The organism is Pseudomonas sp. A34-9, assembly GCF_029543085.1.
Taxonomy (GTDB): domain Bacteria; phylum Pseudomonadota; class Gammaproteobacteria; order Pseudomonadales; family Pseudomonadaceae; genus Aquipseudomonas.
In genome coordinates, this window is the sequence record NZ_CP119967.1 from 6,221,271 (window position 1) to 6,235,220 (window position 13,950).

Annotated in this window: 11 protein-coding genes; 5 read left to right on the forward strand and 6 right to left on the reverse strand. The window is 60.9% G+C overall.

The features are described from left to right. Positions 1–187: 187 nt before the first annotated feature. Positions 188–1,333, reverse strand: coding sequence for an acetylornithine deacetylase (gene argE, locus P3G59_RS27980; protein WP_277759761.1), 1,146 nt, complete (start codon positions 1,331–1,333; stop codon positions 188–190). Positions 1,334–1,489: 156 nt separating this feature from the next. On the opposite strand from argE, the gene P3G59_RS27985 reads away from it, so the two are divergent. Further along, the gene (locus tag P3G59_RS27985; RefSeq protein ID WP_277759762.1) at positions 1,490–2,860 is read left to right on the forward strand and encodes a CYTH domain-containing protein; all 1,371 of its coding nucleotides are present in this window, start codon (positions 1,490–1,492) and stop codon (positions 2,858–2,860) included. A 90-nt stretch (positions 2,861–2,950) separates the two neighbouring features. On the opposite strand, the gene P3G59_RS27990 is transcribed toward P3G59_RS27985, so the two are convergent. Beyond that, on the reverse strand, positions 2,951–3,415 hold the full coding sequence (locus tag P3G59_RS27990; protein ID WP_016983809.1) for an Lrp/AsnC family transcriptional regulator: 465 nt from the start codon (positions 3,413–3,415) through the stop codon (positions 2,951–2,953). 126 nt (positions 3,416–3,541) lie between these two features. Between P3G59_RS27990 and P3G59_RS27995 the strand changes: the two genes are divergently transcribed. The 3 genes from P3G59_RS27995 (at position 3,542) to P3G59_RS28005 (ending at position 6,145) form a co-directional block, all read left to right on the forward strand. Beyond that, on the forward strand, positions 3,542–3,880 hold the full coding sequence (locus P3G59_RS27995) for a hypothetical protein (RefSeq protein ID WP_277759763.1): 339 nt from the start codon (positions 3,542–3,544) through the stop codon (positions 3,878–3,880). Between the two features lie 92 nt (positions 3,881–3,972). After that, positions 3,973–5,757, forward strand: a complete 1,785-nt coding sequence (locus P3G59_RS28000) for a type II/IV secretion system protein (protein WP_277759764.1) — start codon at positions 3,973–3,975, stop codon at positions 5,755–5,757. Between the two features lie 67 nt (positions 5,758–5,824). Then, positions 5,825–6,145 carry a DUF2388 domain-containing protein gene (locus P3G59_RS28005; RefSeq protein ID WP_174245147.1) on the forward strand — a complete coding sequence of 107 codons (321 nt, stop codon included), beginning with the start codon at positions 5,825–5,827 and terminating at the stop codon, positions 6,143–6,145. A 130-nt stretch (positions 6,146–6,275) separates the two neighbouring features. Here P3G59_RS28005 and gcvP read toward each other — a convergent pair whose 3' ends face one another. After that, entirely contained in the window at positions 6,276–9,149 is a 2,874-nt protein-coding gene (gene gcvP / locus P3G59_RS28010) for an aminomethyl-transferring glycine dehydrogenase (RefSeq protein ID WP_277759765.1), read from the reverse strand. A gap of 156 nt (positions 9,150–9,305) precedes the next feature. On the opposite strand from gcvP, the gene P3G59_RS28015 reads away from it, so the two are divergent. Continuing rightward, positions 9,306–10,451, forward strand: coding sequence for a DegT/DnrJ/EryC1/StrS aminotransferase family protein (locus P3G59_RS28015; protein WP_277759766.1), 1,146 nt, complete (start codon positions 9,306–9,308; stop codon positions 10,449–10,451). Between the two features lie 85 nt (positions 10,452–10,536). Here P3G59_RS28015 and gcvH read toward each other — a convergent pair whose 3' ends face one another. From gcvH to P3G59_RS28030, 3 genes are all read right to left on the reverse strand, one after another. After that, positions 10,537–10,920 carry a glycine cleavage system protein GcvH gene (gene gcvH, locus P3G59_RS28020; protein WP_277759767.1) on the reverse strand — a complete coding sequence of 128 codons (384 nt, stop codon included), beginning with the start codon at positions 10,918–10,920 and terminating at the stop codon, positions 10,537–10,539. Between the two features lie 49 nt (positions 10,921–10,969). After that, positions 10,970–12,052 (reverse strand): glycine cleavage system aminomethyltransferase GcvT, encoded by a 1,083-nt coding sequence (gcvT, locus tag P3G59_RS28025; RefSeq protein WP_277759768.1) that lies wholly within the window; start codon positions 12,050–12,052, stop codon positions 10,970–10,972. A 155-nt stretch (positions 12,053–12,207) separates the two neighbouring features. Next, positions 12,208–13,824, reverse strand: a complete 1,617-nt coding sequence (locus P3G59_RS28030; protein WP_277759770.1) for an iron ABC transporter permease — start codon at positions 13,822–13,824, stop codon at positions 12,208–12,210. Positions 13,825–13,950: the final 126 nt, after the last annotated feature.

The window sequence follows — 13,950 nt, forward strand, 5'->3', positions numbered from 1 at the left end:
CGTCGGAACAGGCTTGGCGACACGCGCGCTCTCCTCATGAATACGGGTTGGATTCCCACTAATTTAACGACCTGCCCCTGTAGGAGCTGCCGAAGGCTCGGGCCGCGATCGGACGATCTTTTGACTTTGTTTTTAAAAGACAAGATCAAAAGATCGCAGCCTTCGGCAGCTCCTACAAGGGAGGCGTTCAATTCTTCAGGCAGTAATGTTCAATCAGTTGCCGTAATAGATGCACGGTAGGCTGCAAACGTGACATTTCAAGGTACTCGCCGGGCTGATGCGCACAGGCAATGTCGCCGGGGCCGAGGACGATGGTTTCGCAGCCAAGGCGCTGAAGATAAGGCGCTTCGGTGCCGAACGCTACTGCTTCGGCGCTGTGACCGGTGAGCTTTTCGGCGATACGCACCAGTTCGGCGTCTTCAGCCTGCTCGAACGGCGGCACTTCCGGGAACAACGGCTTGTAGTCGATCTTCACCTGATGCCGCTCGGCCACCGGGTTGAGCTTGCGCAGGATTTCCGCGCGCAGGACTTTCGGGTCCATGCCCGGCAACGGCCGCAGATCGAACTCCAGCGAACACTGACCGCAGATGCGGTTGGGGTTGTCGCCGCCATGGATGCAACCGAAGTTCATCGTCGGTTGTGGCACGCTGAACTGCGGGTTATTGAATTCACGCTGCCACAACAGGCGCAGACCGCGCAGTTCGCCAATGGCATCGTGCATCGCTTCGAGTGCGCTGTGGCCCAGGCGTGGATCCGACGAATGGCCGCTCTGCCCGAGAATGTCGATGCGCTCCATCATGATGCCTTTGTGCATGCGGATCGGCTTAAGCCCGGTCGGCTCGCCAATGACCGCTGCGCGGCCCAACGGTCGCCCGGCCTCGGCCAACGCACGGGCGCCGGACATCGAGCTTTCTTCATCGCAGGTGGCGAGGATCAGCAGCGGTTGCTTGAACGGTTGATCGAGCAGCGGCTGCACGGCTTCGATGATCAGTGCGAAGAAGCCCTTCATGTCGCAACTGCCGAGCCCGACCCAGCGGCCATCGACTTCGGTGAGTTTCAGCGGATCGGTCTGCCACAACGCATCGTCGTACGGCACCGTGTCGCTGTGCCCGGCCAGCACCAGCCCGCCGGGGCCGCTGCCGAAACTGGCGAGCAGGTTGAATTTGCCGGGGCTGACCTGCTGGATATCACAGCTGAAGCCCAGGTCACCCAGCCAGCCGGCGAGCAGATCGATCACCGCGCGATTGGATTGGTCGAGGCTCGGTTGGGTACAGCTGACCGACGGCGCGGCGATCAGCGCCGCGAACTGGTCTTGCATGGACGGCAAAGGCATCGCTGACTCCAACTCCCGAATTGAAGTCCATCATAGAGCCATCCGGCGCTCGGAATAAACCGCCGCAGGGCATAGGAAGTTTGAGTCCTGTACACTGCACGGCCTTGGCAGCCACACATTCCCCCGGCTGCGCTCCCGATCCTGGATTTTCCGGCCATGCAGAAAGAAACCGAAATCAAACTCCGCGTCAGCCGCGAAACCCTCGCTGCCCTGCGCGAGCACCCGTTACTGAAAAAACGCAACAAAAGTGGCTGGGAACGCCGTGAGTTGATGAACCAGTACTTCGACACCCCCGAGCGCGATCTGGCCCAGGCCAAAGTCGCCCTGCGCCTGCGCAAGGACGGTGACGAAGTGATTCAGACCCTCAAGACCCGTGGCCAGAGCGTCGCCGGTCTGTCCGAGCGTAATGAATACGACTGGAAGTTGCCGAAAGCCAAGCTCGACGTGAAGAAACTCGACGGCGAATGCTGGCCCGAGTCGCTGGCCGAGCTGGACAAGAAAACCCTCAAGCCGATCTTCACCACCGATTTCGTCCGCGAACGTGCGGAAATCGCCTGGGGCCGTGGCAAAACCAAAGTGGTCATCGAAGCCGCGCTGGATCTTGGCCACGTTGTCGTCGGCAAGCAAAAAGAAGAAATCTGCGAGCTGGAACTGGAACTGCGCGAAGGCGAGCCTGCCGCGCTGCTGGAACTGGCTGCCGAACTGGCCGAAACCCTGGCGCTGATGCCGTGCGACATCAGCAAGGCTGAGCGCGGTTATCGTCTGTACGACGCCAACAGCTACTCGCTGAGTCTGCCGGCACCCGAGCTGACTCCGGAAACCCAACTCGACGACGCCTTCGCCGCACTGAGCTGGCATTTGCTCGGCAGCAGCCAGCGTCTGGCTGAACAGTACCGTTTCAACGGCCACTGGCGCCTGTTGCTCGACTGGGTCGAGAACCTCGCGGAAATGCGCGCCCTGCTCAGCAGCCTCGGCCAGGCCGCACCGCGTCAGTCGACTCACGACCTGCGCGTGGCGCTGGATGCTTTGCTGGAAGACTGGCGCCCACTGGTGCAGGCCGGTATCGAAGACGAAGACGTGCGCAAAGCCGCGCCGGAACAGTTCCTCGAAGAACTCGAAGACCCGCGCTGGGGCCTGTTCTCGCTGACCACTTCACGCTGGTTGCTGGCCCGCACCTGGACCGCCGAGCGCAACGTGCGTGGCAATCGTCAGGGTGGCGCGCAGTTGCACAGCTGGTTGCCGCGCCTGTTGGGCGAAGAAGCCACGGCCCTGCAATTGCAGCGCTACCAGCAGCAGCCGGAAGATCTGGCTGAACAACTGCCGCGTATCGAGCGCATTCAGGTCTGGCTGCACCACGCGCGCAACGTGCTGGACATCGCGGAAATGGATCGTCTGTACGGCGAGCTGAACAAACTGGCGCAACTGGCCAACGAACCGACGATCACTGACGAACTGCTCGATGCACGCAAGCAGCAGGCGATTGCGGTTTACCAGAATCGCGCGTGGAAAATGCTCCTGCGCATGTAAAACCGCTTTCGCGAGCAGGCTCGCTCCCAACATTGGAATGCAATCCCCTGTGGGAGCGAGCCTGCTCGCGAAGAGGCCAGTTGCCTTGCCTCAAACCGGCAAACTCGTGGTGGACTTGATCTCCGACAACGCCACAATCGAATTCACTTCCTGAATCCCCGGCACCAGCGACAGCTTCTCGAAGAAGAACCGCTCATACGCCTCAATGTCCGCCGCGACGATCCGCAACAGAAAATCCACTGCACCCATCAGCACATAACACTCCAGCACCTCCGGAAAACCGCGAATCGCCTCGGTGAATTCGGTGAAATTCGAACGCCCATGCGCGTTGAGTTTGATCTCGGCAAAGATCTGCGTGTTCAGGCCAATTTTCTTGCGATCGAGCAAGGTTACCTGGCCGCGAATGATCCCCTCTTCTTTCATCCGCTGAATCCGCCGCCAGCACGGCGATTGTGACAAGCCGACCTGTTCGGCGATCTGCGCGCTGGACAGTGAAGCATCCTCTTGCAGCAGGGCGAGAATCTTGCGGTCGTAGCTGTCCAGCTCGCTGTGCATAGAAAAACCTCTAATCGAATATTCTGCGAATTGATCCATTCGATCATTCGCCAATAACGCCGATCATAGCCAAGAAATACCCCGCACCGAATGTAAAAATTCCTCCAGAGATTTTGGAGACTCGCCATGCCGCACCTCGAAGCCGTCACCACCCAGCCCACTCGCGCCGATGTCTGGAACGTCAGCAACGCCCATTGCCTGGCGCAATATCAAATCCTCGCCGAAGCCGAGCCGGATCTGCTGGTGCGGGTGCTGAATCTGTTCGCGTTGCAGTTCCTCACGCCTGAGCAGGTCAACGTGCAGCGCATCGACGATCTGCTGTCCATCGACCTCGTCATGGGCGGGTTGAGCTGGCATCGCGCGCAAGTGATCGCGGAAAAACTTCGTAACCTGATCAGCGTCTGCTCGGTAAATCTGCAAAACGCCGACAGCGCTTGGGATGCGCGGACGCAAGCGGCCGGCTGACAAATCCGGCAACGACTTCGTCGGGTAGTGGCCCAACGGTCTAGCGGGCCGCGACTATCCTTTTGCGCACTGTCGTTTAAAAGGAAGCCCGCATGTCCGTTCAATTCGCCACTCAGGACCGCTGGCTGGAAATCAACGATGTGCTGCGTGAACTGGTCGCCCAAGGTTTCATTGGCCAGGACTCGGCGGAACAGGCGCTGAATGCCCGCCGTCGCCACGCCGCCCATGGCCAGATGCATCCACTGCAATTCATCGCCAGCCAGCAACTGGACGACCTCAGCCGTCCGGGCAAACACCTCGACCTGGAAAGCCTGACCCTGTGGCTGGCGCAGCAGGCCGGTCAGCCGTATCTGCGTATCGACCCGCTGAAAATCAACGTCGCCGCGATTACGCCGCTGATGTCCTACGCCTTTGCGCAACGGCACAAGATTCTCGCCGTGGCGGTCGATCGTGACTCGGTCACCGTGGCCAGTGCCCAGCCTTACGTCACGGCTTGGGAGGCGGATCTCACCCATGTCTTGAAGCTGCCGATCAAACGGGTGGTGGCCAACCCGGCGGACATCCAGCGCTTCAGTGTCGAGTTTTTCCGCCTGGCGAAATCGGTCAGCGGCGCCAGCAATGCCGACGCCCAGAGCGGCAACCTCGGCAACTTCGAGCAACTGCTCAACCTCGGCGCCAGCGATCAGGAACCCGACGCCAACGACGCGCACATCGTCAACATCGTCGACTGGCTGTTCCAGTACGCCTTCCAGCAGCGTGCCAGCGATATCCACATCGAACCGCGACGCGAGCAAGGCACGGTGCGTTTTCGCATCGACGGCGTGCTGCACAACGTCTATCAATTCCCGCCGCAGGTGACCATGGCGATTGTCAGTCGCCTGAAAAGCCTCGGGCGGATGAACGTCGCCGAGAAGCGCAAACCGCAGGACGGCCGGGTCAAGACCAAGACCCCGGATGGCGGCGAAGTCGAGCTGCGGCTTTCGACCCTGCCTACAGCGTTCGGTGAAAAAATGGTCATGCGGATCTTCGACCCGGAAGTGCTGCTCAAGGATTTCGATCAACTGGGCTTCAGCGCTGACGATTTGCGCCGCTGGCAGGACATGACGCGTCAGCCCAACGGCATCATTCTGGTCACCGGGCCGACCGGCTCGGGCAAGACCACCACGCTGTACACCACGTTGAAAAAACTGGCGACGCCGGAAGTGAACCTCTGCACCATCGAAGACCCGATCGAAATGGTCGAACCGGCCTTCAACCAGATGCAGGTGCAGCACAACATCGACCTGAGCTTCGCCGCCGGGGTGCGCGCACTGATGCGGCAAGACCCGGACATCATCATGATCGGCGAGATCCGCGATCTGGAAACCGCTGAAATGGCGATTCAGGCGGCGCTCACCGGGCACTTGGTGCTGTCGACCCTGCACACCAACGACGCCCCCAGCGCAATCAGCCGTTTGCTCGAACTCGGCGTGCCGCATTACCTGATCAAAGCCACCGTGCTCGGCGTCATGGCTCAGCGTCTGGTGCGCACCTTGTGCCCGCACTGCAAGGCGCCGCTAACGCTGGCGGAAGAGGATTGGCAAACCCTGACACGCCCGTGGCAAGCGCCGCTGCCGGGCAACGCGCAACGTGCCATTGGTTGCGTGGAATGCCGCGACACTGGCTATCGCGGCCGCGCCGGGGTCTACGAAATCATGCAACTGAGCGACAGCCTCAAGGCCTTCATCACCCCCGACGCCGACCTCACGGCGATTCGCCGACAGGCGTTCAAGGAAGGCATGCGCAGTTTGCGCCTGTCCGGCGCGCAAAAAGTCGCGGCGGGGCTGACGACAGTCGAGGAAGTGCTGCGGGTGACGCCGCAGAGCGAGCAGAAATAGCCCATCACGGAACTGGATCGGGGGAATGGCAATCCAACGCGGTAGTTAACCCCCCAGGAGTCACTTCATCATGCGTCTCAAACTTGCTGTTGCCACACTGGCCTTGCTGTCCCTTCCCGTTGGTTCGGCCATGGCGGACAGCTTTTGGCGTAACGTCATCTCGTCCGGTGCCACCACCGGTTCGACCTACCTGACCTTCAAGGATCACAAGCTGATCATCGCCGCGCAGGACGATGCCGGCAGCTTCGTTGCCAGCGACGGCGGCATTCGTGGGCCGTATCTGGAAGCAGCGATGCAGAAAGTCCGCGCCGACAATCCGGGCCTGCAGGCATCGGACATGGAACTGGCGAATGCGATTCTGGCGAAGAACGCCGTGGCTTCCGAGTAAGTCTTTCGCCGAAGCAAAAATGCCGCTCAATCGAGCGGCATTTTTTTAAGCAAAATCAAAAGATCGCAGCCTTCGGCAGCTCCTACAGGGATCAGGGTAGGAGCTGCCGAAGGTTGCGATCTTTTGATCTTCAGCGGTAATCGTCCACCGGGACACAGGCGCAAAACAGGTTGCGATCCCCGTAGACGTTGTCGACCCGATTCACCGCCGGCCAATATTTGTGCGCCTTGGTGTGGGCATCCGGGGTGATGCCCTGCTCGATGCTGTAAGGCCGCTCCCAAACTCCGGTGACATCCGCCAGAGTATGCGGCGCGCGTTTCAACGGGTTGTCCTCGGTCGGCCAGTTGCCGTTCTGCACTTCAGTGATTTCTGCGCGAATGCTCAGCATCGCGCCGATAAACCGATCCAGCTCAGCCTTGGATTCACTCTCGGTCGGTTCGACCATCAACGTCCCCGGCACCGGGAACGACATGGTCGGTGCATGGAAGCCGTAATCCATCAAACGCTTGGCAACGTCTTCCTCACTGATGCCGGTCTGCGCCTTCAACGGTCGCAGGTCGAGAATGCATTCGTGGGCTACGCGCCCGTTACGCCCGGTATACAACACCGGGAACGCACCGGATAAATGCTGCGCCAGGTAATTTGCCGCCAGGATCGCCACTTCACTGGCATCGGCCAATTGCGGCCCCATCATGGCGATGTACATCCAGCTGATCGGCAAAATGCTCGCGCTGCCCCACGGTGCTGCGCTGACGGCGCCGTTCTGCGCCAGCGGCCCGTCAATCGGCACGACCGGGTGATTGGCAACAAACGGCGCCAGATGCGCGCGAATACCGATCGGCCCCATGCCCGGGCCGCCGCCGCCATGCGGAATGCAAAAGGTCTTGTGCAGGTTCATGTGCGACACGTCGGCGCCGATGTCCGCTGGCCGCGCCAGCCCGACCTGCGCATTGAGGTTGGCGCCGTCCATGTACACCTGACCGCCGTGTTTGTGGATAACCTCGCAGATCTCGCTGATGCCCTCCTCGTACACACCATGGGTCGACGGATAAGTCGCCATCAGGCACGACAACTTATCCCCCGCCTCGGCGGCTTTCGCTTTCAAATCCTGCAGATCGACGTTGCCGGCCTCGTCGCACTCGACGATCACCACACGCATCCCGGCCATCTGCGCCGAAGCCGGGTTGGTGCCATGGGCCGAGGACGGTATCAGGCAGATATCCCGTGCGCCCTGCTGACGGCTCTCGTGATACTTGCGGATCGCCAGCAGACCGGCGTATTCGCCCTGAGCGCCGGAGTTGGGCTGCATGCAGATCGCATCGAACCCGGTGATTGCGCAGAGCCAGCGCTCCAGCTCTTCGATCATCAAGGTGTAACCGACCGCCTGCTCGCGGGGCACGAACGGATGCAGGTTGGCGAATTGCGGCCAGGTGATCGGGATCATCTCGCTGGTGGCGTTGAGTTTCATGGTGCACGAGCCCAGCGGAATCATCGACTGGTTGAGCGCCAGATCCTTGTTCTCCAGTTGCTTGAGATAGCGCAGCATCTCGGTTTCGCTGTGGTGGGCGTTGAATACCGGGTGGCGCAGGTACGGTGTTTTGCGCTGGAGGTTATCCGGGATCCCCGATACGAGGATTTCGGCGTCAAGTTCCTCGACGTTTAGCCCATGATCGGCACCGAGCAGCACATCGAACAATTTCGCCACGGTGATTTCATCGCACGTCTCATCGAGACTCAGACCAACCCGACCGCGCCCGAGAATCCTCAGGTTGATCTGCGCAGCCTGGGCACTTTCAATGATCGCTGTTTGCGCACCGCCAACGTCCAGCGTCAGCGTGTCGAAGAACTGCGCATTGATCCGGTTGATGCCTTTGCGCTCAAGCCCGGCCGCCAGAATGCAGGTCAGCCGATGCACGCGCTGGGCGATACGCTTCAAGCCTTCCGGCCCGTGATACACCGCGTAGCAACTGGCGATATTGGCCAACAGCACCTGCGCCGTGCAGATGTTCGAATTGGCCTTTTCGCGGCGGATATGCTGCTCGCGGGTTTGCAACGCCATACGCAGCGCCACATTACCTCGGGCATCTTTCGACACACCGATGATGCGCCCCGGTATCGCCCGTTTGTATTCCTCGCGACTGGCAAAGAACGCCGCGTGCGGGCCGCCATAGCCCATCGGTACGCCAAAGCGTTGCGACGAACCGAACACCACATCGGCGCCCAGCTCACCCGGCGGCGTCAGCAATAACAGACTCAGCAAATCCGTGGCGACGCAGGCCAGCGCCTGTTGCGCATGCAAGTGATCGATCAATGGTCGCAGATCGCGAACCTCACCGTGGGTGTCTGGATACTGCAGCAGTGCGCCGAACACCTGATGCTGCTTCAAGTTATCCACAGTGTCGATAAGCAGTTCGAAGCCGAAACCTTCAGCACGGGTCTGCACCACGGAAATGGTCTGCGGATGACAGTTCTCATCGACGAAAAACAGATTGCTCTTCGACTTGGCGACGCGCTTGGCCAATGCCATGGCTTCCGCCGCCGCAGTGGCCTCATCGAGCAAAGACGCGTTGGCCAGTTCCAGACCGGTGAGGTCGATGGTCAGTTGCTGGAAATTCAGCAGCGCTTCGAGCCGGCCCTGCGCGATCTCCGGTTGATACGGCGTGTACGCGGTGTACCAGCCAGGATTTTCCAGCACGTTGCGCAAGATGACGGTCGGCGTGAGGGTGCCGTGATAGCCCATGCCGATCAGGCTGGTCCAGACCTGATTCTGCTCGGCATAACCGCGCAGCCTGGCCAATGCCGCTTGTTCATCCAGCGCGCCGGGTAAATCGAGCGCGCGGTTGAAGCGAATGCCCGGCGGTACGGTCTGCTCGATCAACTCGACCCGGCTGCCAAGGCCGAGACTGTCGAGCATCGCCTGTTGTTCGGCAGCGTCGGGGCCGAGGTGACGGCGCAGGAAGGCATCGGGTTCGCGTAACTGGCTCAGGGACGGCAACTGGGACATGACGGGCTCTCTCTTGGCTGGCGCTCGGCGTCAATGCAACACGGTCAAACCAGCATAGCAGTCGATATCGTCGCACACGGCTTGGCGGCCGAGGGTGTTCCGGGCCATGCTGTGGCGCCTGCCTCGGGCGTCCGACCTCTGGATGATCAAAGCCTCATGAGCCGATTGCCGTTCCTGCCGTTTTCCAAACCTGTCATCGATGAAACCACCATTGCCGCCGTCGGCGAGGTCTTGCGCTCCGGCTGGATCACCAGCGGGCCGAAGGTTCAGGCCTTTGAAGCGCAGCTGTCGGAATATTTCGGTGGGCGTCCGGTACGCACTTTCAACTCCGGCACCTGCACCATGGAAATCGCCTTGCGCATCGCCGGCATCGGCCCCGGCGACGAGGTGATCACCACGCCAATTTCCTGGGTGGCCACGGCCAACGTGATCCTTGAGGTCGGCGCCACGCCGGTGTTTGCCGACATCGACCCGCTGACCCGCAACATCGATCTGGATCAGCTGGAAGCGGCGATTACGCCACGCACCAAAGCAGTGATTCCGGTGTACCTCGCCGGTTTGCCGGTGGACATGGATCGTCTGTATGCCATCGCCCGCAAGCACAATCTGCGCATTGTCGAAGACGCGGCGCAGGCCTTGGGTTCGAGCTGGAACGGCCAGCGCATCGGTGCCACTGGCGATTTTGTGTCGTTCAGTTTCCAGGCCAACAAGAATGTCACCTGCTCGGAAGGCGGCTGCCTGGTGCTGAACACGGCAGAGGAAGCGCGGCTGGCGGAGAAGTACCGTTTGCAAGGCGTGACCCGCAACGGTTTCGATGGTCTGGACGTCGATGTGCTGGGTGGCAAATTCAACATGACTGACGTTGCAGCCACCATCGGTCTCGGGCAATTCGCTCATATCGAAAGCCTGACCGCTCATCGACGCGAACTGGCTCGCCATTACTTCAAATGTTTTGGCGATGACTTCGAAGCTGTGTATGGCGCGCAACTGCCGCCGACGGATTTCACCCACAGCAACTGGCATCTGTTTCAACTGGTGCTGCCAGAGCGCAAGGATGGCCTGCCGGCGCGGGCGACCTTCATGGAGCAGATGCAGGCACGGGGTATCGGCATCGGCTATCACTACCCGCCGATTCACTTGCTGAGTCTGTACCGCGAGCGCGGTTTCAAAGAGGGGATGTTGCCGGTGGCCGAGCGTGTCGGTCGGCTGATCGTGTCACTGCCGATGTTTACCGCGATGAGCAAAGACGACGTCGAACGTTCGGTGGCCGCAGTAAAAACCGTCCTGCATCGCACCGTGTAGGAGCTGCCGCAGGCTGCGATCTTTTGATCTTATAAAAGACAACATCAAAAGATCGCAGCCTGCGGCAGCTCCTACAGGATGTTGTTTATTCGCCGATAGCGGCTTTGTAGGCAGCGGCGTCGAGCAGCTTGTCCAGCTCAGCCTTGTCGCTTGGCTTGAGCTTGAAGATCCACGCGCCATACGGGTCGGAGTTCAGCAGCTCTGGCGAACCGCCCAGCTCTTCGTTGACCGCGATGACTTCACCGCTGATCGGCGAATAGATGTCGGAAGCGGCTTTCACCGACTCAACCACACCGGCCTGATCTTGCGCAGCGAAGGTTTTGCCGATTTCGGTCAGTTCGACGAACACCACATCGCCCAGCGCTTCCTGCGCGTGGTCGCTGATGCCCACGGTGACGGTGCCGTCGGCTTCCAGACGGGCCCATTCATGACTTTCGGCAAAACGCAGTTCAGCGGGGATATTGCTCATCTTCGGTGTCCTCGGGAATTGGGTCAGCGGTCATGCCCGCCGGAAAAGGTTAGATCAAGGTTTTGCCATGGCGTACGAAGGTCGGTTTGACCACTCGCACCGGGTACCACTTGCCACGGATTTCCACTTCGGCGCGGTCGGCAGTTGCCATCGGCACACGCGCCAGGGCAATCGATTTGCTTAGCGTAGGAGAGAAACTACCACTGGTGATCTCCCCTTCGCCAACATCAGCGATGCGAACCACTTGATGAGCGCGCAAAACACCGCGTTCTTCCAGCACCAGGCCGACCAGTTTGTGCGCAACGCCGGCGGTTTTTTCCGCTTCCAGCGCAGCACGGCCGATGAACTGGCGGGTGGCCGGCTCCCAGGCAATGCTCCAGGCCATGTTCGAGGCCAGTGGCGAAACGTCCTGATGAATGTCCTGACCGTAGAGGTTCATCCCGGCTTCAACCCGCAGGGTGTCGCGGGCACCGAGGCCGATCGGGGAAATGCCGGCTCCGACCAGATCGTTGAAGAACCCCGGCGCCTGATTGGCCGGCAGACAGATTTCCAGACCATCCTCACCGGTATAACCGGTACGGGCGATAAACCAGTCGCCGTCGGTATAGCCTTCGAAGGGTTTGAGGTGCTGGATCAGCGTGGCGCGGGCCTGGGTCACCAGTTCGGCAATCTTGTGCCGGGCCTGCGGGCCTTGAATGGCGAGCATCGCCAGTTCGGAGCGCTCGTGCAGTTGCACGTCGTAATCGCCAAGCTGCGCATTCATCCACGCCAGATCCTGATCGCGGGTGGAGGCATTGAACACCAGACGATACGCATCGTCGAGGCGGTAGACGATCATGTCGTCGACGATGCCGCCGCGCTCGTTGAGCATGGTGCTGTACAACGCACGGCCGGGGCGGTGCAGGCGGTCGACATCATTGGCCAGCAGATGCTGAAGCCAGGCCTTGGCCTGACTGCCGGTGACATCGATCACGGTCATGTGGGAGACATCGAATACCCCGCAATCGCGGCGCACTTCGTGGTGCTCCTCGACCTGCGAGCCGTAATGCAGTGGCATGTCCCAACCGCCAAAATCGACCATCTTCGCGCCTAAGGCGAGATGCAGGTCATACAGAGGCGTACGCTGTCCCATGGGTTTCTCCTTCCGGGCGTGGCGAAGGTGCGGACAGCCGCTGTACGGGTGAAAGCCTTGAAATAGAAGGCTCTCAGCCGATTCCAGCGAACAGGTCTGACAGACTAACCGCACCGAATGCCGCGCATTGTAGCCGCATGATTCAGGACTGACGACTAAGTGTTTCGGTGCGCAGAACGGCGAATCAGTCCGATGACCGGCAATAAGCCGACCAGAACCAGAGTCAACGCCGGCAACGACGCCCGTGCCCATTCGCCTTCGCTGGTCATTTCAAAGATCCGCACCGCCAGCGTGTCCCAGCCAAACGGGCGCATCAGCAGGGTCGCGGGCATTTCCTTGAGCACATCGACGAACACCAGCAACGCGGCGCTCAGCGTGCCGGGCAGCAAGAGTGGCAGATACACTTTGAAAAACAGTCGCGGCCCACTGACACCGAGGCTACGTGCTGCTTCAGGCAAAGATGGCCGTATACGCGCCAAGCTGTTTTCCAGCGGGCCGTAGGCGACAGCGATGAAGCGCACCAGATAAGCCATCAGCAAAGCGGCCAGACTGCCGAGCAGCAGCGGTTTACCAGCGCCGCCGAGCCAGCCTGACAGCGGAATCACCAGCTCACGGTCCAGATAACTGAACGCCAGCATGATCGACACTGCCAACACCGAGCCCGGCAAGGCGTAACCGAGGTTGGCCAGCCCCACACCGGAGTTGATCGCCGGCGTCGGCGCCAAGCGCCGGGCGAAGGCCAGCAGCAACGCGACGCTGACGGTGATCAACGCGGCCATGCCGCCCAGATACAGGGTGTGGACGATCAGCCCGGCGTAACGCTCGTCGAGATCGAAACGGCCGCGCTGCCAGAACCAGACGAGCAGTTGCAGCATCGGAATGACGAAAGCGCAGGCGAAGACCAATCCGCACCAGCTCATCGCCGCGAGCGCCTTGAACCCACGCAAGTGGTACAGCGCCTTAACCCGTGGCCGCTCGTTGCTTGCCCGATTTGCCCCGCGCGCTCGGCGTTCGCCGTACAGCACCAGCATCACCACCAGCAGCAACAGGCTGGCCAGTTGCGCCGCGCTCGACAGGCTGAAGAAGCCGTACCAGGTTTTGTAGATCGCCGTGGTGAAGGTGTCGAAGTTGAACACCGACACCGCGCCGAAATCCGCCAGGGTTTCCATCAGCGCCAGCGCCACGCCGGCGCCGATGGCCGGGCGCGCCATCGGCAACGCCACACGCCAAAAGGCTTGCCATGGCGACTGGCCGAGCACCCGCGCCGCTTCCATCAGGCCTTTGCCTTGGGCGAGAAATGCGGTGCGTGCCAGCAGGTAGACGTAGGGATAGAAGACCAGCACCAACACCACAATTACCCCGCCGGTGGAGCGTACCCGTGGCAGCCGCAAGCCAGTGCCGAACCATTCACGTAGCAGCGTCTGCACCGGACCGGCAAAGTCGAGCAGACCGACGAAGACGAAGGCCAACACGTAAGCCGGAATGGCAAAGGGCAGCATCAGCGCCCAATCGAGCCAGCGCCGCCCAGGGAATTCGCAGAGGCTGGTCAGCCAGGCGAGACTGACGCCGAGCAGCGTCACACCGACACCGACGCCAATGACCAGCGTCAGGGTGTTGCCCAGCAAGCGTGGCATCTGGGTTTCCCACAGGTGCGACCAGATCTGTTGATCGATGGTCTGCCATGAAAGCAGCAGGACGCTCAGGGGCAACAGCACCAGCGAGGCTATGGCGAAGACGATGGGGTACCAGCGGCGTTGGGCGGGGTGGGCCAAAGAAACAGTCTCGTTCAAATGATTGTGCCCACGCTCTGCGTGGGCACACATCCTGTGACGCTCTGCGTCACGCTTTCAGCGGCACGACGCGGAGCGTCGGGGGATGCATTCCCACGCGGAGCGTGG